19 protein-coding genes are annotated in these 18,944 nt (G+C 73.6%); 9 read left to right on the top strand and 10 right to left on the bottom strand.

Translation table 11 applies throughout. The annotated features are described in order from the left end of the window. From ACSNOD_RS15365 to ACSNOD_RS15355, 3 genes are all read left to right on the top strand, one after another. Nucleotides 1-1,181: cytochrome P450 (locus ACSNOD_RS15365; protein WP_436767479.1), on the top strand; the 1,181-nt coding region annotated here is incomplete at its 5' end. A gap of 329 nt (nucleotides 1,182-1,510) precedes the next feature. After that, nucleotides 1,511-2,176 (top strand): restriction endonuclease, encoded by a 666-nt coding sequence (locus ACSNOD_RS15360; protein ID WP_436767478.1) that lies wholly within the window; start codon nucleotides 1,511-1,513, stop codon nucleotides 2,174-2,176. Nucleotides 2,177-2,210: 34 nt separating this feature from the next. After that, nucleotides 2,211-2,426, top strand: a complete 216-nt coding sequence (locus tag ACSNOD_RS15355; RefSeq protein ID WP_436767477.1) for a hypothetical protein — start codon at nucleotides 2,211-2,213, stop codon at nucleotides 2,424-2,426. A gap of 109 nt (nucleotides 2,427-2,535) precedes the next feature. Here ACSNOD_RS15355 and ACSNOD_RS15350 read toward each other — a convergent pair whose 3' ends face one another. The 4 genes from ACSNOD_RS15350 to ACSNOD_RS15335 all read right to left on the bottom strand — a co-directional run bounded on the left by ACSNOD_RS15350 (nucleotide 2,536) and on the right by ACSNOD_RS15335 (nucleotide 4,291). Next, on the bottom strand, nucleotides 2,536-2,799 hold the full coding sequence (locus tag ACSNOD_RS15350; protein WP_436767476.1) for a DUF4235 domain-containing protein: 264 nt from the start codon (nucleotides 2,797-2,799) through the stop codon (nucleotides 2,536-2,538). After that, nucleotides 2,796-3,173: a DUF3618 domain-containing protein gene (locus ACSNOD_RS15345; RefSeq protein WP_436767475.1), complete on the bottom strand. Its 378-nt coding sequence runs from the start codon at nucleotides 3,171-3,173 to the stop codon at nucleotides 2,796-2,798. The genes ACSNOD_RS15350 and ACSNOD_RS15345 overlap by 4 nt, the downstream gene beginning before the upstream one ends. Next, nucleotides 3,170-3,586: a phage holin family protein gene (locus ACSNOD_RS15340; protein WP_436767474.1), complete on the bottom strand. Its 417-nt coding sequence runs from the start codon at nucleotides 3,584-3,586 to the stop codon at nucleotides 3,170-3,172. Before ACSNOD_RS15340 ends, ACSNOD_RS15345 begins: the two co-directional genes overlap by 4 nt. A gap of 195 nt (nucleotides 3,587-3,781) precedes the next feature. Then, a complete protein-coding gene (locus tag ACSNOD_RS15335; protein WP_436767473.1) occupies nucleotides 3,782-4,291 on the bottom strand; it encodes a DUF2267 domain-containing protein in 510 nt (169 codons plus the stop codon). 214 nt (nucleotides 4,292-4,505) lie between these two features. On the opposite strand from ACSNOD_RS15335, the gene ACSNOD_RS15330 reads away from it, so the two are divergent. Next, complete coding sequence (locus ACSNOD_RS15330; RefSeq protein WP_436767472.1) at nucleotides 4,506-5,612, top strand: NAD-dependent epimerase/dehydratase family protein; 1,107 nt, start codon at nucleotides 4,506-4,508, stop codon at nucleotides 5,610-5,612. 211 nt (nucleotides 5,613-5,823) lie between these two features. Beyond that, nucleotides 5,824-6,777 (top strand): aldo/keto reductase, encoded by a 954-nt coding sequence (locus tag ACSNOD_RS15325; protein ID WP_436767471.1) that lies wholly within the window; start codon nucleotides 5,824-5,826, stop codon nucleotides 6,775-6,777. Between the two features lie 69 nt (nucleotides 6,778-6,846). On the opposite strand, the gene ACSNOD_RS15320 is transcribed toward ACSNOD_RS15325, so the two are convergent. From ACSNOD_RS15320 to ACSNOD_RS15300, 5 genes are all read right to left on the bottom strand, one after another. Beyond that, complete coding sequence (locus tag ACSNOD_RS15320; RefSeq protein WP_436767470.1) at nucleotides 6,847-8,082, bottom strand: class I SAM-dependent methyltransferase; 1,236 nt, start codon at nucleotides 8,080-8,082, stop codon at nucleotides 6,847-6,849. A 40-nt stretch (nucleotides 8,083-8,122) separates the two neighbouring features. Next, nucleotides 8,123-9,256 carry an HAD-IIIC family phosphatase gene (locus tag ACSNOD_RS15315; RefSeq protein WP_436767481.1) on the bottom strand — a complete coding sequence of 378 codons (1,134 nt, stop codon included), beginning with the start codon at nucleotides 9,254-9,256 and terminating at the stop codon, nucleotides 8,123-8,125. 68 nt (nucleotides 9,257-9,324) lie between these two features. Continuing rightward, nucleotides 9,325-10,440, bottom strand: a complete 1,116-nt coding sequence (locus tag ACSNOD_RS15310; protein ID WP_436767480.1) for an acyl-CoA dehydrogenase family protein — start codon at nucleotides 10,438-10,440, stop codon at nucleotides 9,325-9,327. Nucleotides 10,441-10,513: 73 nt separating this feature from the next. Next, the gene (locus ACSNOD_RS15305) at nucleotides 10,514-10,819 is read right to left on the bottom strand and encodes an acyl carrier protein (RefSeq protein ID WP_436767469.1); all 306 of its coding nucleotides are present in this window, start codon (nucleotides 10,817-10,819) and stop codon (nucleotides 10,514-10,516) included. Next, the gene (locus ACSNOD_RS15300; RefSeq protein WP_436767468.1) at nucleotides 10,816-11,682 is read right to left on the bottom strand and encodes a 3-hydroxyacyl-CoA dehydrogenase family protein; all 867 of its coding nucleotides are present in this window, start codon (nucleotides 11,680-11,682) and stop codon (nucleotides 10,816-10,818) included. Before ACSNOD_RS15300 ends, ACSNOD_RS15305 begins: the two co-directional genes overlap by 4 nt. A gap of 347 nt (nucleotides 11,683-12,029) precedes the next feature. Here ACSNOD_RS15300 and ACSNOD_RS15295 point away from each other — a divergent pair, with 347 nt between their 5' ends. From ACSNOD_RS15295 to ACSNOD_RS15285, 3 genes are all read left to right on the top strand, one after another. Continuing rightward, the gene (locus tag ACSNOD_RS15295; RefSeq protein WP_436767467.1) at nucleotides 12,030-13,235 is read left to right on the top strand and encodes a macrolide family glycosyltransferase; all 1,206 of its coding nucleotides are present in this window, start codon (nucleotides 12,030-12,032) and stop codon (nucleotides 13,233-13,235) included. Between the two features lie 25 nt (nucleotides 13,236-13,260). After that, nucleotides 13,261-13,875: a dTDP-4-dehydrorhamnose 3,5-epimerase family protein gene (locus ACSNOD_RS15290; RefSeq protein ID WP_436767466.1), complete on the top strand. Its 615-nt coding sequence runs from the start codon at nucleotides 13,261-13,263 to the stop codon at nucleotides 13,873-13,875. Between the two features lie 276 nt (nucleotides 13,876-14,151). Continuing rightward, nucleotides 14,152-16,095: a helix-turn-helix domain-containing protein gene (locus tag ACSNOD_RS15285; protein WP_436767465.1), complete on the top strand. Its 1,944-nt coding sequence runs from the start codon at nucleotides 14,152-14,154 to the stop codon at nucleotides 16,093-16,095. Nucleotides 16,096-16,165: 70 nt separating this feature from the next. Here the strand turns inward: ACSNOD_RS15285 and ACSNOD_RS15280 are convergent, their stop codons facing one another. Continuing rightward, nucleotides 16,166-17,341, bottom strand: coding sequence for an IS701 family transposase (locus tag ACSNOD_RS15280; protein WP_436767464.1), 1,176 nt, complete (start codon nucleotides 17,339-17,341; stop codon nucleotides 16,166-16,168). Nucleotides 17,342-17,706: 365 nt separating this feature from the next. Between ACSNOD_RS15280 and ACSNOD_RS15275 the strand changes: the two genes are divergently transcribed. Then, nucleotides 17,707-18,873, top strand: coding sequence for an acyltransferase family protein (locus ACSNOD_RS15275; RefSeq protein WP_436767463.1), 1,167 nt, complete (start codon nucleotides 17,707-17,709; stop codon nucleotides 18,871-18,873). Nucleotides 18,874-18,944 lie beyond the last annotated feature (71 nt).

Raw genomic sequence — 18,944 nt, 5'->3', positions numbered from 1 at the left:
CCACCCCCACCACCCCCACGTTCTCGGCCCGGCCGGACTTCTTCTGGGGCCCGGACACCGAGGTGTTCCACGACGAACGGCTGGACACCTGGCATGTGTTCAGCTACGGCGATGTGCTCCGGGTGCTGACCGACGCGTCGGCGTTCTCGGCCGGTTACGGGCTCGACGACCGGGCCCGGGCGCGGGCGCACCCCTCGCTGATGGGCCTGTGGGCGGCGGAGGGGGCCCGTCACGACGATCTGCGGGCGGCGGTGGCGGAACCGTTCCGCCGCAAGGAGATGGAGCGGCTGGAGCGCAGCGTACGGAGCACGGTGACGGCGCTCCTGGACAGGATCACCGCGGCCGGCACCGGCGAGGTGGAGATCGTCTCGGCGCTGGCCCGGCCGCTGCCCGCGCAGGTCATCTGCCGGCTGCTGGGCCTGGACGTGTCGTACGCGGAGCGGGTGCACGCGTGGATGGACGAGATCTACGCGTACTCGTCCGCGACCCAGACCCACTCGCTGCCGCCGCAGCCCGACATGGTGGACTTCTTCACCGAACTGATCGGCCGGCGGCGCGGCGCCGAACGCCGGGGGCTGGTGGACGACCTGATCGCGGCGCAGGAGGCCGGGCACCGGGTGGCCGGCTGCCCGATGAGCGACCTGGACCTGGTCGGATACCTCGCGATGATGCTGAGCGCGGGGGTGGACACGACGTCGGGCAGCGTCGGCAACGCGCTGCTGTTCCTGAGCGAAGGGGGCCACTGGGAGGAACTGCGCGCCGATCCCTCGCTCATCCCGCACGCGGTCGAGGAGGTGCTGCGCTGGTACCCGCCGTTCCCCGGGGTGCGCCGGTACGTCGTCGCGGACACCACGATCGGCGGGCGTCGGATCGCGGCGGGGCAGTGGGTGACCGGCTGGCTCACCGCGGCCAACCGGGACCCCGCGCGCTTCGAGGACCCCGACACCTTCGACATCCGCCGCCGCCCCAACCCCCACCTGAGCCTGGGCCACGGCCGCCACCACTGCCTGGGCGCCCCGCTGGCCCGGCTGGAGCTGCGGGTGCTGCTGGAGGAAGCGGTGGCGCGGCTGCCGGGCCTGCGCCGCGCCCCCGGCCGCCCGCTGGACCGCCGCGCGTGGATCGTCGATCCGCTGGACGAAGCGCACTTCCTCTTCGACTGCGACTTCGACCGCGACGCGTGAGCGGCCCCGCCGGCGCCGGCGCACCGGCCGGCGGCCCACGAGGACTTGGGGCCGACGCGACGTTTCGGTGAAACGGCCGAAGCCGCCCGGCCATGCGCCGAAGCCGCTGCTCACCGCCACTCGACGGCTCTGGCCGCACGGGGCGCACTGACCGAAAACCGGTGATCTCCGGGGCCGCTCCAGGGCCACCTGTCAGTGGCACGTGCTGTCATACGACCTGTGCGGAAAGCGCCAACGGCTTGGACGGAGGGGGTCCATGTGGCGGTTCGGCTGAGCAGTGCGCGGGTGCGGGGTGGGGTCCGATGAGCCGCCGCCCAAGACGTCGTACCGTGCGACGGCGTACGGCACGCCGGTTCAGGAAGCAGGACGAGCGGGCCGCCTTACTGGTGGCCGCGGTGGTGGCGGCGGGCCTGCTGTCCGCCGCCGTGCGGTGGCTGCTCGCGCACTGGTGGGTCCTCGTCCTCGCGGGCGTGGTCGCCGCTGGAGTGGGTGGTCTGTGGCTGCGGTGGGCGCGGCAGCGCGCCGAGTGGGCACGCGTACGGGCCAGGGCCCTGCGGCCGCGGATGGCGGAGCTCGATGCCCTCGATCACCGCGCGTTCGAGTTCGCCGTACGGGACCTGATGCGCCGGGACGGCTCGGTCGCCGAGCGGCTCGGTGGTGCCGGCGACAACGCCTGTGACGTACGCGCTGTGGACCCCGCGGGTCGGGTCTGGGCCATCCAGTGCAAGCACCGGCGGGACGGGGAGCGCGGCCCTGCCGTGGGGGTCGGCGTCCTGCAGCAGGTCAACGGCACCGCACGGCAGATTCACGGGGCGGACATCGCCGTCGTCCTCACCAACGGCCGCTTCTCCGCCAAGGCCATCCCCTGGGGGAGGCAGCACCGGATTCACCTCGTCGACCGCCGTGTGCTCGGGCAGTGGGCCGCGGGATCGCGGCCGCTGTGGGATCTGCTGGACCGCGTTCCGCCTCCCCGCCGTCCGACGGCCCTGTCCTGAAGCGCTCACACATGGTGGAGGAGAGGACTCGTCGGTGACTCTGACGCTCAACCTGGCGGTCCTGCTGGCCGTCGTCATCGTCGTGCGGCTGCGGCGGCGCACCCAGGCCCGCAGCCGGTCCGACGAGAAGCTGACCGTGGTCATCGTGCTGGTGTTCGGCGTGCTGATCGCTCCGACCGAGGTGGGGCAGGGCATCCTCAACGCCGTGGGACAGCTCGCGCGGGGCATCTCGCAGGCGGGCGGCCCGTGAACCTCCCATGGCAGGTGTGCCGGACACCGCGTCGTCGCGGTCCGTGCGCGAGCCGAAAAAAGGGGGCGCGCCGGGGGTGGGCCCGGGGCGCCCCCTTGGGAGGGGTGGGTCAGCCCGGCCAGGTGCCGGTCAGGCGCTTCGTCGTCTTCGCGCCCGCGCGGTCCACCGTCGCCTTGACCACGGCGAAGATCGCTCCTTGGATCGCCGAGGCGAGCAGGATCTCGCGCCACCCGCGGTTCTCGTCCGTCGCGTCCGGTGCGTCGCCGTTGCCCAGGGCCTTCCAGGTCTGTTTGAACGCCGCACCCGCGATCACGCCGCTGAGGGCGCCGAGCGCCAGGCCCACCGGCTTGTACGCGATCTTCGTCGCTTTCATCGGCGGCTCCTGCCCCGGCACACCGCCACCACGACGACCAGGGCCGCCACCGCGCCGACGGCCGCCAGCCGGCCGCGGCCGCCGACCAGACGGGCCGCGCGGCCCACCGTCTCGGCCACCGGCTCCGGGGTCACGTCCTGCGCCACCCGGCTCACCTGGGACGCCACCTGGCGCACCTGGTCGCCGGCCTGTGCGCCGGTCTCCTTGACCTTGGTCGCGGCCCGGGCCGCCTTCTCCTTCGCCTGGCCCTTCACATCCGCCTTCGCGGACAGCTCCGCCACGGTCCCGGCGAGCTCCTCGCGCGTGGCGTCCGCCTGTTCGCGCAGCTCCTCCGTCGTGGTCGCCTTGCCGTTGTTCTGCGGCTTGCTGGTCATCGCTTCGCCTTCTCCTTGATCTCGGCGATATCGGTCCGCACGCTGTCGATCGCCTGCTCGGGCGCCGGCGGCGTCGCCTGGCTCACCTGCTTCCGGCCCGCCGCCGCCAGGGCCGCGGCGGTCAGGAGCAGGACCACGGTGACGATCAGCGCCGCCACCCACACCGGCAGGGCCAGCGCGAGAGCGGCGATCGCGGTGGCCGCCAGCGCCTGGAGCGCCACGAACGCCACCACACCGGCCCCGCCGTAGAGGCCGCCGCCGATGCCGAACCGCTTGCCCTTCTGGACCATTTCGGCCTGTGCCAGCCGCAATTCCGTGCGGACCAGCTCCGTCAGCTGCTGGGAGGCGCGGGAGACCAGCTCACCGACCGGCTCGCCGGCGCCGCCGCGCCCGGGGGTGTCATGGGAATTCATCTCGGTTCACCCGTCCTTCCTCGCCTCGGCCCGGTTACCCCAGGCCGCGAGGCTCATGCCACCGGGACGCGACGGCGCCCGCCACCCGGGTGAGGCCCCGAGTGGCGGGCGCCGTACGGTGACGCCGTCGGGCGCGGAGAACCGGGCCCGCGCGGCCCGCCGTTCAGGCTCCGTACGACCCGTTCGACCCGCCGGTCACGCCGCGCGCGGCCGCGGCTCCTCGGCCGCCGCCACCGTCGGCGCGACCGGTGCCGGCCCCGCCGTCGCCGCCACCTTCCCCGTCACCTTGGGCGCCGCCTTCCCCGTCACCTTCGGCGTGGCCAACTGCGCCTGACCGAACAGCAGCGCGTAGCCCGGCGGCAGCTGGAGCAGGACGCGGCGCAGCAGCGCCGGGCCGGCCAGTCGGGCGACGACGCCCAGGACGGACCCGGCGTCCCAGCGGGCCGTCGCCGTGGTGGAACCGGAGATCTCGGCGGCGAGGTCGTCGACGAACGCGCCGCCGGTCAGCGGCTGTGTCGCCGGTATCCGCGAGGTGAACACGCGGGCCGCCTCCTCGGGGAGGACGCCGGCGAGGTCGACGCGTTCGTCACCGATGAGCTGGGCGCCCAGAGCGGCCAGCACCGCGCGGGTGACCTCTTCCGCCCGTTCGGCCGTGGGATAGAGGCCGTCCCGCTTCACCGCCTGGACCAGCTCGTCGAAGGTCATGCCGTGCTCCCTTCACATGCAACATGCAACATGCCCACGCGACAGACACTGCCGCGACAACTGCGCGCGATGCCCTGTGCCTTTCTATATAGACCGCCACCCACAAAGTTGACAAGCATCGACTCAACGGTGGCTACCGGCAGACAAGGTCAAGTTTCCGTGGACGCCTCCCGGGGGGCTCGGCACGCTGAGCCGCACACAGAGGGGAGGGTGTGTGAAGCTCACCACCGAGGGGCCCCGGAGACCACCGGGGCCCCTGTCGTTCGTCCGGTCGCGCGATCCCCGGGGGCCGTTGATCACGGTGCTCGGCGCGTCCGGATTCCTCGGGTCCGCCGTCGTCGCCGAACTCGCCGCGCTGCCGGTGCGCCTGCGCCTGGTGGCGCGCGGCCCCAGCCACGTGCCGGCCGCGCCGGTCGCGGACATCGAGGTGCGCCGGGCCGATCTCGCCCGGCGGGACGCCGTCGCCGCCGCCGTCGAGGACGCGGACGCCGTCGTCCATCTCGCCGCCGCGATCGGCGGACAGCAGTCCTGGCGCGCCGCCGACGAACGCGCCGCGCGGGTGAACGTCGGCATGATGCGCGACCTCGTCGACGTGCTGCGCGGCCGGGGCGGCGCCCCGCCGGCCGTGGTCTTCGCCGGCACGCTCCAGGCCGGTCCGCCGGCGGCCGGCGCCGCGCCCCTGGTGGACACCGGGACTGCGACCGGCACCGCGCCCCTGGGCGGCTACGCCGCCCAGAAGCTCGCCGCCGAGGCGATCCTGCGCGAGGCCACCGCCGAGGGCGCCGTCCACGGCGTCGTGCTGCGGCTGTCGACCCTGTACGGCCACAGCCCGCTCTCCGGTGGCGCCGGGCGCGGCGTCCTCGCCGCGATGGCCCGCCGCGCCCTCGCCGACGAGCCCCTGACGATGTGGCACGACGGCTCGGTCGAGCGCGACTTCCTGCACGTCCGGGACGCGGCGACCGCGTTCGTGGCGGCCCTGGAGCACGCGGCGGACCTGGCGGGCGAGCCCTGGATCGTCGGGACCGGACGGCTGGCGCGGCTCGGTGACGTCTTCACCGACCTCGCCGGGCTCGTGGCCGAGCACACCGGCCGGCCGGCGGTCCCGGTCCTCGCCGTGCCGCCCCCCGCGTACGCCGAGGCCGGCGACTTCCACAGCCCGGAGTCCGACCCCTCCGCCTTTCGCGCGGCGAGCGGCTGGGCGCCACGGGTGCCGTTCGCCGACGGGCTGCGGGCCATGGTCGCGGCGATCGCTACCCCGGGCCCGGGGACGGCCGCCGGGCCCTCGGCGCCACCGGCCGCGCACCCCGCGGCGAGTTCCTGAACGGTCGACGAGTTCGAAGGGTGGTCCACGCGTGAGCGAGGATCGACAGCACGCACAGCAACCACAGCATGCACCGCAACCACAGCACGTACCGCAAGCACCGCAACCACAGCACGTAACGCCCGCACCGCAACCGCAGCACGTACCGCCCGCGGAGAAGGCGCACGCGCGCCCGGAGACGTACACCCGGCTCGGCCGCAGCGCGACCCTGGTGAGCCGCCTCTGGCTCGGCACCGTGAACTTCAGCGGGCGCGTCGAGGACGTCGACGCCCTGCGGCTGATGGACGAGGCGCTCGACCGCGGCATCAACTGCGTCGACACCGCGGACATCTACGGCTGGCGCCTCTACAAGGGGCACACCGAGGAGCTCGTGGGGAAGTGGCTCGCCAAGAGCGGCGCCAAGAGCGGGGCCCGGCGCGACGACGTCGTGCTGGCCACCAAGGTCGGCGGCGAGATGAGCGAGCGCGTCAACGACACCGGCCTGTCCGCCCGGCACATCATCTCCGCCTGCGAACAGTCGCTGCGCCGCCTGGACGTGGAGCACATCGACCTCTACCAGATGCACCGCATGGACGAGGCCGCTCCCTGGGAGGAGATCTGGCAGGCGATGGACCGGCTGGTGGCCGACGGAAAGGTCCGGTACGTCGGGTCGTCCAACTTCGCCGGCTGGAACATCGCGGCCGCCCAGGAGACCGCGGCGCGCCGGCACTCCCTCGGCCTGGTGTCCGAGCAGTGCCTGTACAACCTGGCCGACCGGCACGTGGAACGCGAGGTGCTGCCGGCCGCCCGCGCCTACGGGCTCGGGGTCTTCGCCTGGTCGCCGCTGCACGGCGGGCTGCTCGGCGGGGCGCTGCGCAAGCTCGCGGCCGGTACGGCGGTGAAGTCGGCGCAGGGCCGGGCGCAGGAGCTGCTGCCGGCGATGCGGCCCGCGATCGAGGCGTACGAGCGGTTCTGCGACCGGATCGGCGAGCATCCCGCCGAGGTGGGCCTGGCCTGGGTGCTGTCCCGGCCGGGGATCGGCGGCGCGGTGATCGGTCCGCGCACCGTCGAGCAGCTCGACTCGGCGGTGCGCGCCCTCGATCTCGTCCTCGGTGACGCCGAGCTCGCCGAGCTCGACGCCATCTTCCCGGCCGCCGTCACCGGCGGCCGCTCCCCGGGCGCCTGAGTCGCCCTGGTCCGCGGGGGCGCCGGCCGGTCGTCGAGCCGACCGGCGCCCCCGCGGACGTTCGGACGCTCAGACGACGCTCAGCCGGGGCAGCGGGAACACCAGCTTGCCGCCGGCCTCCCGATAGGCCCGCTCCCGCTCCAGGAACCCGTCCCGGTAGATCCAGGGCAGCACCAGCAACTGGTCCGGCTGCTGCGCCTTCGCCTCCTCCTCGGAGACGATCGGGATGCCCGATCCCGGGGTGAAGCGGCCCGCCTTCTCCTCGCTGACCTCGCCGATGCAGGGCAGGTCGCGCTCGGTGAGGCCGCAGTACTGAAGGATCACATTGCCCTTGGTGGAGGCGCCGTACCCGAGGGTGCGCAGCCCGGCCTCGCGGGAGCGGTCGAGGAACGCGACCAGGGCGTCGCGCTGGTCCCGCACGCGCCGGGCGAACGCCTCGTAGGGGCCCATCGTGTCGAGCTTGGCCTCGGTCTCGCGGGCGCGGACGCGGGCCAGCCCCGCCTCGTCCTTCGGGTACCGGGTGGCGCTCTTGGCGAGGGTCACACAGAGGCTGCCGCCGTAGACCTCGGTCAGCTCGGCCTTGATCACGGTCAGTCCGACGCGCTCGGCCATCCACTCGATCTGCTGGAGGGCGTAGTACTCCAGGTGCTCGTGGCAGACGATGTCGTACGCGTCGGCCTCCAGCATGGCGGGCATGTAGCTCTGCTCCATGACCCAGATGCCGTCCTCGGCCAGGATGTCGTGGACGTCCCGCATGAAGCGCATCGGGTCCGGCAGGTCGTAGAACATGGCGATGGAGGTGACCACCTTCGCGCGCCGGGAGCCGAAGCGGTCCTCGAACGCCTCGCGCGAGAAGTAGTCGACGACCAGCTCCACGTCCCGCGGGTAGAGGTGGCGGAACTTCCCGCTGGTCGGGTCGATGCCGACCCGCCGCGGGCCGCCCTCCTCCGGATAGCCGCGCAGCAGCGTGGAGTCATTGCTGCCGATGTCGACGACCAGGTCCTCGGGCCCGAGCTCGACCAGCTCGCGGATGGCCGCGACCTTGCCCCGCAGGTGCTCGACCATGAACGGCCGGATGCCCGAGCGATAGCCGTAGCCGTCGCCGTACATCAGGTTCGGGTCCGGGGTGTGGCGCAGCTGCACCAGGCCGCAGCCGGCCGGGGAGCACTTCACGAGTTCGAGCGGCACCGACGGGACGGCCTCGTCGCGGCTCTTCGGGAACACCCCGGTGAGCGCCTGTTCCCCCAGGTCCAGCACGGGGAGCAGCTCGCGGTTGGCGCAGATGCGGCAGGCAGTGATGATCATTGGGTCCTCTCGGGAGAGCGGGGGAGACGGCGGCGGGGGCTCAGCCCCGTACGGGCTCGGGCTCCGGCCGGGGCTCGGCCGCCGGCTCGGCCCCGGGGGCGGCCGGGGCCAGCTCCGGGGCCTCCAGGCGGAGCGTGTCCGGCGCGGGCTGCGCCGAGGGCACCAGGTGCAGCCGGCTGACGCCCGCCGCGTCACCGAGCGCGGCCTGGCAGCCGCAGGGCTCGTCGGAGAACCCGGCGAAGCGGTACGCGACCTCCATCATCCGATTGCGCTCGGTGGCCCGGAAGTCGGCGCTCAGATGCACCCCGGCCCGGTGCGCCTGGTCGGTCAGCCAGCGCAGCAGCGCGGAGCCCGCGCCGAGCGACACCACCCGGCACGACGTGGCGAGCAGCTTGATCCGCCAGGCGGCCGGGGTCCGCTGGAGCAGGGTGACCCCGACGGCGCCGTACGGGCCGAAGCGGTCGGTGACCGTGGTGACCAGCACCTCGTGGCCGGGGTCGTCGATCAGGGCGAGCAGATCGGCCTCGGAGTAGTGCACCCCGGTCGCGTTCATCTGGCTGGTGCGCAGGGTGAGTTCCTCCACCCGGGACAGCTCCTCCGGGGTGGCGCGGGCGATCCGCATCCGGATGTCCAGGGAGCGCAGGAAGTCCGCGTCGGGCCCGGCGAACTCGGCGCGCTCGGCGTCGCGCCGGAACGACGCCTGGTACATCGAGCGGCGGCGGCGCGAGTCCACGGTGACCGTGGCCGGGCTGAACTCCGGCCGGGTGACGAGCTCCAGGGCCTGCTCCGCGGTGTAGGTGCGGACCTCGGGCAGCGCGTGCTCGACCTCGGCCCGCTCGAAGGGCTGGTCGTCGATGAAGGCGATGGTGCCCGGGGCGAAGTTGAGGTCGTCGGCGATCCGGCGGACCGACTCCGACTTCGGCCCCCAGCCGATCCGGGGGAGCACGAAGTACTCGGCGAGGCCGAGCCGCTCCAACTGCGCCCAGGCGTGGTCGTGGTCGTTCTTGCTGGCCACGGAGTGGAGGATGCCGCGCGAGTCGAGCTCGACGATCGTCTCGCGCAGGCCCGGCCGGAGCCGCACCTCGCCGTCCTCCAGCAGCGTGCCCTGCCACAGGGTGTTGTCCAGGTCCCAGACCAGGCACTTGACCGTGGTCGGGGCGTCGCCGTCCGCCATTGCGTCCTTGGGGTGCACTGTCGTTCCTTCCCTGAAGTGGCCGCGGCCCCGAGGGGCCGGGCCGGGCGTCATCCCGCGGTCGCCAGGGCGTGCCGGGCCAGGATGAGCTCGCAGATCTCGCTGCTGCCCTCGATGATCTCCATGAGCTTGGCGTCGCGGTGGGCCCGCGCCACCACATGGCCGTCGCGGGACCCCGCCGAGGCCAGCACCTGGAGCGCCCGCGCGGAGCCGCGCGCGGCGCCGGTGGCCGCCACGTGCTTGGCCAGCACCGCCGCGGTCACCATCTCGGGGCTGCCCTCGTCCCACAGATCGCTGGCGTGCTCGCACGCCCGGCTGGCGCCCTGCTCGGCGATCAGCAGCTCGGCGAGGTGCCGGGCCACGAGCTGGTGCTCGGACAGCGGGGTGCCGAACTGCTCCCGGCCGCCGGCGTGCCGGACGGCCGCGGTCAGACAGGCGCGCAGAATGCCGACACAGCCCCAGGCCACGGACATCCGCCCGTAGCTGAGCGCGGTGGTCACGAGCAGGGCGGGGGTGCGGTCCACGCCGTCGAGCAGGGCGTCGGCCGGCAGCCGTACGCCGTCCAGGCGGATGTTGGCGTGACCGGCCGCGCGGCAGCCGTGCGGGTCGGTGATGCGCTCGACGCTCACCCCGGGGGCGGTCGCGGGCACGACGACGGCGCCGGCGCCGTCCTCGGTGCGGCCGAACACGATCAGCAGATCGGCGTAGGCGGCGTTGGTCGTCCACACCTTGGCACCGTCGACGACGATGTGGTCGCCGTCGCGGGTGATACGGGTGCGCAGGGCGGACAGATCGCTGCCGGCGCCCGCCTCGCTGAAGGCCACGGCGGCCAGCTCCCCGCCGGTGAGCCGGGGGACGAGCGCGGCCTGCTGGGCGGCGCCGGCCAGCCGGCGCAGCGTCCAGGCGGCCATCCCCTGCGAGGTCATCACGCTCCGCACGGAGCTGCACAACGAGCCGACGTGCGCGGTGAGTTCGCCGTTGCGCCGGCTGGAGAAGCCGAGCCCGCCGTGGGCCTCGGGCGCCTGGGCGCAGAGCAGGCCCTTGGCGCCGAGGCCGCGCAGCAGCTCCAGCGGGATCTCGCCTGTGCGGTCCCACTCCGCGGCCGAGTCGCCCACGAGGTCGGTGAACAGCTCCTCCTCGGTGCGCGCCGCGGCCGGCTCGGACAGGTCGCCGGGCTCCGCCGCCGCGAGTGGACCGGCCGCTCCCGCGCCCGTACCGGCCGCCGCGGCGGCCGTCACCTCACTCACCGCCGGTGCCACCGGCGCCCGGGCCCAGCCGGCGCACCAGGCGGACCATCGCGTCGACGGTGCGGAAGTTGTCCAGCATCAGATCGGCGCCGCTGATGGTGAGCCCGTAGGTCTTCTCCAGGTGGACGACGAGCTGCATCGCGAACAGCGACGACATCCCGCCCACGGCGAAGAGGTCCTGGTCGCGCTCCCAGGTCGTCTTCGTCCTGGCCGCCAGGAACTCCAGCAGTTCGGCGGCGACGTCCTCGTCGGCCGGTGCCACGGCGGCGGACCCGGCCCGCCGGGAGTTCTCGGTCATAGCGTGGTCTCCTCGTAGTCGTAGAATCCCCGGCCGCTCTTGCGGCCGAGCTCTCCCCGCCGGACCTTCTCCAGCAGCAGCGCGCTCGGGCGGAAGGCCGCGTCGCCCGTCCGCGCGTGCATCACCCGGAGCGAGTCGGCGAGGTTGTCCAGGCCGATGAGGTCCGCGGTGGCCAGCGGCCCGGTGCGGTGGCCGATGCAGCCGCGCATCAGCCGGTCCACGGTCTCCGGGGCGGCGCGGCCCTCGTGGACCACCTCGATCGCGTCGTTGATCATCCGGTGCAGCAGGCGGCTGGTCACGAAGCCGGGGCCGTCGCCGACGACGACGCCCTCGCGGCCCAGCCCCGCCAGCAGCTTCCGCACCTCGGCCGCCGCGGCGTCCCCGCTGCGCGGCCCGAGGACCACCTCCACCGTGGTGATGAGGTAGGCGGGGTTCATGAAGTGCACCCCGACGAGGTCCTCGGGGCGCGGCAGGGCGTCGGCCATCTCGTCGATGGGGAGCCCGGAGGTGTTGCTGACCAGCAGCGTGCCGGGCCCGGCCGCGGCGGCGAGGGCGGCCAGCACCGCGGCCTTCTCCCCGGGGTCCTCGGTGACCGCCTCGATCACGGCGCACGCGCCCGCGGCGGCGTCCGTCGTGCCGGCCGTGGTCAGCTCGCCCAGCGGCCGGCCGGCGGGCAGCGCGCCCATCATCCGGGCCGTGCGCACATGGAGTTCCACGGTGTCGGGGGCGGCGGCGCGGGCCTCGGGGGAGTGGTCGATCAGGGTGACCCGGTATCCATGGCCAACGGCGAGCGCGGCGATCGCCGTGCCCATGACGCCCGCTCCCACCACGACGAGCGGACCATCCGCGCTGTTGTCGGACACAGAACCTCCATGTTCCCCGGGACGGCAACGGAAAGAAGAAATGGGTGCCTTCGGCCGGCCTCAGGTGAGGCGCCATTCGCGGCAACAATTCGAGATCCTCTCCCGGGGAATGCGCGTAATCCATGAATTGCGCTGGACTTTGTCATCTAGTAAGGGGTGAGCACTTTGTCATCTCGCGCTTGTCGCACGGTGAAGGCCGCTCCTAATGTGCGGGGCTCGAACCGCTGCGGAGTTTTTCGCCGTACGCGCCCCGGCCGGCACGACAAAAGACCCGCACCCGACTCGGTACCCATAGACCCGCTCATGCCCCGCCCATGACGTACGAGCCCCCCACGAAGGATTTCGCAATGGCTCATATCGCATTCTTCATCCTCCCGGTCGCCGGGCATTTGAATCCGACGCTGGGAGTGGCCGAGGAACTGGTGGCCCGCGGCCACCGGGTGACCTACGCGCTGCCCGAGGAGATCGCGGAACGGGCCCGCCGGGTCGGTGCCGGGGTCGTCACCTATCCCATGGACAAGGAGCGGTTCCTGGAGCAGATGGTGCCGCGGCAGGACGCCGACGAATACACCGACGAGGGCGAGTTCGTCCGGGTGCTGGAGTGGCTGCTGGACATGACCGAGGCCACCCTCCCGCTGCTGGAGCCGCACTTCGCCGCGGACCGCCCCGATGTGATCGTGAACGACCCGTCCTCGCTGTGGACGGGCCGCCTGCTCGCCGACCGGTGGGGCATCCCCGTCATCCGCAGCACCCCCACCTACGCCGCCAACGAGCACTGGTCGCTGCATCCGCCGGTCGATTCGGCCGAGCCGCCGGACGACCCGGCCCTGCACGAGCTGCTCGCGCGGATCGGCCGGCTGCTGGAGGAGCAGGGCGCCAAGAGCGACCTCGCCGCGTTCACCGAGGTGATCCACGGCGGCCCGGCCCTGCTCTACATGCCGCGGTACTTCCAGTACGCGGGCGACACCTTCGACGACAGCCACCACTTCGTCGGCCCGTGCTCGCCCCGGGCCGCCTTCCACGGCACCTGGCGGCCGCCGGCGGGCGACCGGCCGCTGGTGATGGTGAGCCTGGGCACCCTCTACAACGAGCGGCCGGAGTTCTTCCGCACCTGTGTCGAGGCGTTCCGCGACGAGCCGTGGCACATCGTGCTGGTGCTCGGCGGCGGGCTCACCGCGGCCGAGCTGGGCCCGGTGCCCGACAACGTCGAGGTGCACGACTTCGTCCCGCACGGCGATGTGCTGCCGCACGCCGCCCTGGTGGTCAACCACGGCGGGATGAGCACGGCCATGGACGCGTTCTCGCACGGCGTCCCGGTCGTGGCGGTGCCGGTGATGCCCGAGCCGCGGGCCACGGCCCGCCGGATCGCCGAACTCGGCCTGGGCGCCCAGCTGCTGACGTCCGAGGTGACGGCCGAGACCCTGCGCGCGACCGCGCGGCGGGTGATCGCCGACGAGGGCGTCAAGGACCGGCTGGCGGAGATGCGGACGCGCATCCGCGCCGCCGGCGGGGCCGCGGCGGCCGCCACGGCGATCGAGGGCCTGCTGCCCTGAGCGGCGGCGGCCCGGCGAGGACACCATGCGCTTTCACGAGATGGCGGTGCGCGACGCGTACCGCGTCGAGCCCGAGCCCATTCCGGACCACCGGGGGCTGTTCTACGAGGCCCTGCGCCACGAGCCGCTGCGCGCGGCCACCGGGCGGCCGCTGGAGGTCCGGCAGGTCCACTACACCGTCTCCGGGCGCAACGTGCTGCGCGGCATCCACAGCACCACGGTGCCGCCCGGCCAGGGGAAGATCGTCACCTGTGTGCGGGGCGCGGCGCTGACCATGGTCGTCGACCTGCGGATCGGCTCGCCCACCTTCGGCCGGCACGACACCCTGACGCAGGACGCCCGGTCGGGCACCGCCGTGTTCCTGCCCGACGGGCTGGGCCTGGCCTATGTCGCGCTCGCCGACGACACCTGCATGAGCTATCTGTGCACGACGGAGTACGTGCCGGGCACCATCATCGACGTCGACGCGCTCGACCCCGAACTGGCGCTGCCCTGGGAGCTGTCGGAGCCGCCGATCCGGTCCGCCCGGGACGCCGCGGCCCCCACGCTCGCCGCGGCGGCGGCCGCGGGGCTGCTGCCCGGGTACGACGAGTGCGCGCCCGGCGGCGGTGAATCCCTCTCAATCGGGCGAACGGGATGAAACATTATGGCGGGGGAAGCGGCCGGGGAAGCGCCGGGGAAACGACTGTGGAGGAGTTGTGCGGCGGCCCTCCGGCGGACCGGTGATCCCTGGACGCCTGCAGCGAGCATGTAATAGCCTCTCGGGGATTTCGAAAGTCACAGGGACGGGGGCGCCTGCGGCATGAGCGGTCTGGATTCGGGCGAAGAGGCGACCGTAGAAAATCGGACGGACGACGCACTCACCTTCCTCGAATTCGTGGCCCGGTCCGCCCCTCGGGGCGAATACGACCGGCTCATGGCGCGCGCGGAACGCGAGGGCGCCAGCGAGGAGCGGATGCGCCGGCTGGAGCGCTTCAACCGGCTCGCCCTCACCGCGCAGTCGATGATCGAGTACCGCCGTGACCGCGAGGCGGAACTCGCGGCCCTGGTCGACGCCGCGCACGAGTTCGTCGGCGCCCGCAACCACAAGGACCTGCTCGACTCGGTGGCCCGCAGGGCGCGGCTGCTGCTCAAGCTGGACGTCGCCTACGTCAGCCTGCACACGCCCGGCGAGCCCGACACCGTGGTGCAGAGCGCCGACGGCAACGCGGTCGCGCTCGCCGCCGGCTTCCGGCTGCCCTCCGGCGGCGGCCTGGGCAGCATGGTGCGCGCCCGCCGCGCCCCCTTCTGGACGCCCGACTACCTCGCCGACACCACCATCACGCACGACGAGACCATCGACGACGTCGTCCGCTCGGAAGGGCTGCGCGCGGTCCTGGGCGTGCCGCTGTGCGTCCGGGACGACTCCGTGGGGGTGCTCTACGCCGCCGACCGCCAGGTCCGGCACCTCACCCCGAACGAGGTCACCCTGCTGTGCTCGCTCGCCGACCTGGCCGCCGCCGCGATCGAACGCATCCTGCAGGTCGAGGAGTTGCGCGCCGACATCGAGCGGCTGCGCGCGGACGCCGAGGGGGCCCGCGCCGCCCTCGCCGCCACCCGTGGGGCCGCCGACCTCCAGTCGCACCTGATCGGCCTGGTCCTCGACGGGCGCGGCGTCGACGCCTTACTGGCCGCCGCCGCCGAGGCCCTGGGCGGCGGCACGAGCCTGTGCGGCCCGCTCGGCCGGCCGCTCGCCGAGCACGGCCGGCTGCGCCCCGTCACCCCCGCCGATCTGCGCGCCGCCTGCCGCACGGCCGCCGTGACCGGCCGCCCCACCCCCGTCCACCCGGGGCTGTGGACGGCCCCCCTGCACCCGGGCGAGTACGACGCCGGCTTCCTGTTAGCCGACGTCGGGCCCGAGGCGGACCACTCCGCCGTACCGCTGCTGCCCGTCGTCGCCCGCGCGCTCGCCCTGCATCTGCGCATCCAGCACAACGACTCCACCCGGGCCCAGGGCCACCAGGAGTTCTTCGACGACCTGGTCGGGGCGCCGCCCTCGCCGGCCCTCCTCCGGGAGCGGGCCCTGCTCTTCTCCCTCGACTTCCGCCGCCCGCACGTGGTGCTGGTGGCGTCCGGCCCCCACGGGGCCTCACCGCGGCTGGAGACCTCCGCCGCCGACTACGCCCGGGAACTCGGCGGGCTGTGCAGCGTACGGGACGGCGCCGTCGTCCTGCTGCTCCCCGGCGACGAGCCGGTGGCCGTGGCGCGGACCGCCGCCCGCGAGTTGACCCCCCGGGTGGGGCACCCGGTCACCGTGGGGGCCGCGGGCCCCGCCGCGACCGTCGACGGCATCGCCGACGCCCACCGCGAGGCCACCCAGTGCCTGGAGACCCTGCGCGCCCTCGGTGGTGACGGCGGCACCGCCTGCGCCTCCGACCTGGGCTTCCTCGGCATGCTGCTGGCCGAGGAGAACGACGTCCCCGGCTATATCGACCAGACCATAGGGGCCGTGGTCGACTACGACCGCCACCGCTTCACGGATCTCATCCCCACGCTGCGGGTGTATCTGGAGGCGGGCCGCAGCCCCACCCGGGCCGCGGAGACGCTGCGCGTGCACCCCAACACCGTCTCCCGCCGGCTGGAGCGCATCGGCCAGCTGCTGGGGGAGGACTGGCAGCGGCCGGAGCGGGTGCTGGACATCCAACTCGCCCTGCGGCTCCACCAGGTGCGGCAGGCGCTCTCCTCGCGCTCCGCGGACCCGCTCCCCCCGCCCGCCGCCACCTCCTCGGCGTCCGTCCCGGCGTCGGGCCATGCCGCCGCCGCGCCGGCTTCCGCCACCGCGCCCGCCTCCCGGGCGGTGCTCGGACCACCTGCCGAGTGACCTCGGGGGCCCGTGCCACCGTCGCCCGCTCTCCCGTGCCGGGCGCCCGGTGGCCGCGCCACCATCGACGTCACACCGCGATGGGTGCCTGGTAGCCGCACCACTGCCCGCCCTGGGACAGCCGCAGCGCGTGGGCGATCGAGGCCAGCGTCACATGCCGGTGCCAGCCCTGGAACGAGCGCCCCTCGAAGTCCCGGACGCCCACGTCCACGCTGACCCCGGCGAAGTCGGCGTCCACCCGCTCGGTCAGCATCGCCAGCCGCAGCAGCGCGCTGTGCCCCCACGAGGTGAGGTCGGTCAGCCACAGGTCCGCGGGGCGGCGGCGGTTGGCCCGCCACACCCCCATCAGCAGCAGGGTGCGCTGCGGCAGCATGCCGGGCAGCACCACGGCGAGCGGCGTGACGAAGTTGACCGCGCCATGGCACTCCACCGGCCGGCCCAGCCGCTTGAGCTGCTCCATCAGGTGCTGGGCGGGGGCGGTCTGCGGCCGCCGGTCCACCTGGACCCGGCCGGCCGCCGGGGCCAGCGGGAGCTCGCCGCCCACCCGCAGCATGAAGGGCAGCCCGGCCGTGGTGAGCGCGCGCACCAGCGGCGGCACCGCGGCGCTGCGCGCGTCCATCACCACCGGGCGCGCCACCGTCCGGTTCGCCTGGGCGATCTCCGCGACCAGCCGCGCCAGATCCCGCTCCTCGCCCGCCGCGCCGGGCTGCCGGTCGGCCTCGCCGCCCGGGCCGCCGTCCAGCGTCAGATGCCAGCTCACCGGCGCGGCCATCGCGTCGGAGGCGAGCCACAGGCCGTGGCTGCGCTGACAGCTCATCACCCGGCCGAGGTCGGGCACGAACCGCCGGCGCACGCCCACCGAGCGCACCCCCGTCTTGGAGACCACCATCGGCCGGATCACCCAGGCGTCCGGGCGCAGCCCGTCGTCCACGTAGCGGGCCAGGGCCGCGCGCACCGGGCGCCAGTCCCAGGTCGAGCCGGCCACGAAGTGGTGCAGGCTCTGCGCCGAGGCCCCGGCCCCCACGAAGGTGGCGATGTTACGGGCGGTCTTGCGCCCGCTGGCGGTCAGCAGGCCGCGGATGTACTGGGCGCCCCTCCTGCGCTGGTCGGTGCGGCGCAGTGACCCGAGCAGCTCCTCGCACGCCTCGGTCACCAGCGACTCGAGGTCGCGCGGGGCGGAACCGGCCAGGGAGAGGGACGCCTTCGCCTTCGGCTTGGGCTTCGGGTCAAGCGGAGTAACGATCATCGCGATCCTCGCAGGGCGCTCGAATTCCGTAACTGCGTGCGGCACACAGCCTTGTCGAATACGCCGGGCCCTCCCAGATACGCCGGGCACACACTTTTCCGACCGCCCCGGCTTTCGCCCGTCACCGCGGCCCCGCACCGCGCCGCACCCGGAAAGGCGGTGGCCAACTCACCGCCGTACGACCGCCGGTGGTGCCGGGGCGCCACATCGCGTGGCGCTGCGAAATGGCGCCATTACCCGGGGTGATGTCGCGAATTCCGTCCCCGGGCGCCCACTCCACTGTGTCAGATGCCACTTGTCGGCCGCTCGGGCCGTGTCCTAGAAATCCCCTCTCATCCACGCCCCTTCGCTTTCGAGGTACTCCTATGTCCTTGCCGAAACACCTGCCGTCGCTCGGCGGCATGCGGGCCATCGCGGCCCTGGTGGTGTTCTCCTCCCATATCGCCTCGCAGCCGTTCTTCCGGAACGCCGAGATCAATTCCACCGCGAAGGTTCCCCTGGACGTCCTGGGGCCGCTGGCGGTGTCGTTCTTCTTCATGCTCAGCGGGTTCGTCCTCACCTGGGCGGGCATGCCCGACCCGTCCAAGCCCGCCTTCTGGCGCCGCCGCTGGGTCCGGGTCTACTCGCTGCACCTGCCGGTCCTGCTGCTCACCCTCGCGCTCGTGCTGTGGCTCCAGGAGCCCACGATGGGCCGGTCGGTGTGGGACGGCTTCCTCACCAACCTGCTGCTCGTCCAGTCGTGGTTCCCCGACTACCACGAGTACGGCAGCATGAACCCGGTGGCGTGGTCCCTCTCCTGCGAGATGCTGTTCTACGCCGCGTTCCCGTTCCTGTTCGCGTACTTCTCCAAGGTGCGCGCCGAGCGGCTGTGGACCTGGGTGCTGGGCCTGTCCGTCGTCGCCGCGGCCGTGCCCGCCATCGCCCTGCTGCTGCCCTCGCACCCGGCGCTGCCCTGGGACCCGAACATGCCGGAGGTCCAGTACTGGTTCATCTACATGCTCCCGCCGGTGCGGCTGATGGAGTTCGCGCTCGGCATCCTCATGGCGCAGATCGTGATGCGCGGCCGCTGGGCCGGCCCGACCCCCGGGGTGTGCGCGCTGCTGTTCGCCGGCGCGTTCGCGCTGTCCTTCGCGCTGCCGTTCTCGCTGTCCCGGTTCGCGCCGACGGTCCCGCTGATCGCCCTGCTGCTCGGCTCACTCGCCGCCGGTGACGTCCGCGGCACCCGGTCCTGGCTCGGCACCCGGACCATGGTGCTGCTGGGCGAGCTCACCTTCGCCTTCTATGTCATCCACTACCTGGTCATCCAGTACGGGCACCGCTTCCTCGGCGGTGACCTGGGCTACTACCGGCAGTGGGACACCCCGGCCGCGATCGGGCTCACCCTCCTCGCCCTCGCGCTGAGCCTGGGCCTCGCCGCGCTCCTCCACTTCTACGTCGAGAAGCCGGTGGTGCGGGCCCTGGGCCGCTCCCGCAAGGCGTCCCGCGCGCCCAAGGCACCGCAGCCCGAGCCGCCGGCGCCCGCGCTGTCCTGACCTCCGCCCCGGCGGGAGCATGTAGATGAACCAGTACTGGACCTCCGGCATGTTCGGGTCCCAGGGCAGCG

Source organism: Streptomyces sp. URMC 123, assembly GCF_051386515.1.
GTDB lineage: Bacteria > Actinomycetota > Actinomycetes > Streptomycetales > Streptomycetaceae > Streptomyces.
This window is presented reverse-complemented; position numbering and strand designations above follow the sequence as displayed.

Coding starts and splice junctions, on each gene's coding strand:
- ACSNOD_RS15275 (WP_436767463.1), top strand. CDS start 17,707: ATGTCCTTGCCGAAACACCTGCCGTCGCTCGGCGGCATGCGGGCCATC.
- ACSNOD_RS15345 (WP_436767475.1), bottom strand. CDS start 3,173: ATGACCAGCAAGCCGCAGAACAACGGCAAGGCGACCACGACGGAGGAG.
- ACSNOD_RS15335 (WP_436767473.1), bottom strand. CDS start 4,291: ATGACCTTCGACGAGCTGGTCCAGGCGGTGAAGCGGGACGGCCTCTAT.
- ACSNOD_RS15290 (WP_436767466.1), top strand. CDS start 13,261: ATGCGCTTTCACGAGATGGCGGTGCGCGACGCGTACCGCGTCGAGCCC.
- ACSNOD_RS15305 (WP_436767469.1), bottom strand. CDS start 10,819: ATGACCGAGAACTCCCGGCGGGCCGGGTCCGCCGCCGTGGCACCGGCC.
- ACSNOD_RS15295 (WP_436767467.1), top strand. CDS start 12,030: ATGGCTCATATCGCATTCTTCATCCTCCCGGTCGCCGGGCATTTGAAT.
- ACSNOD_RS15340 (WP_436767474.1), bottom strand. CDS start 3,586: ATGAATTCCCATGACACCCCCGGGCGCGGCGGCGCCGGCGAGCCGGTC.
- ACSNOD_RS15350 (WP_436767476.1), bottom strand. CDS start 2,799: ATGAAAGCGACGAAGATCGCGTACAAGCCGGTGGGCCTGGCGCTCGGC.
- ACSNOD_RS15315 (WP_436767481.1), bottom strand. CDS start 9,256: ATGGCGGACGGCGACGCCCCGACCACGGTCAAGTGCCTGGTCTGGGAC.
- ACSNOD_RS15280 (WP_436767464.1), bottom strand. CDS start 17,341: ATGATCGTTACTCCGCTTGACCCGAAGCCCAAGCCGAAGGCGAAGGCG.
- ACSNOD_RS15320 (WP_436767470.1), bottom strand. CDS start 8,082: ATGATCATCACTGCCTGCCGCATCTGCGCCAACCGCGAGCTGCTCCCC.
- ACSNOD_RS15285 (WP_436767465.1), top strand. CDS start 14,152: ATGGCGCGCGCGGAACGCGAGGGCGCCAGCGAGGAGCGGATGCGCCGG.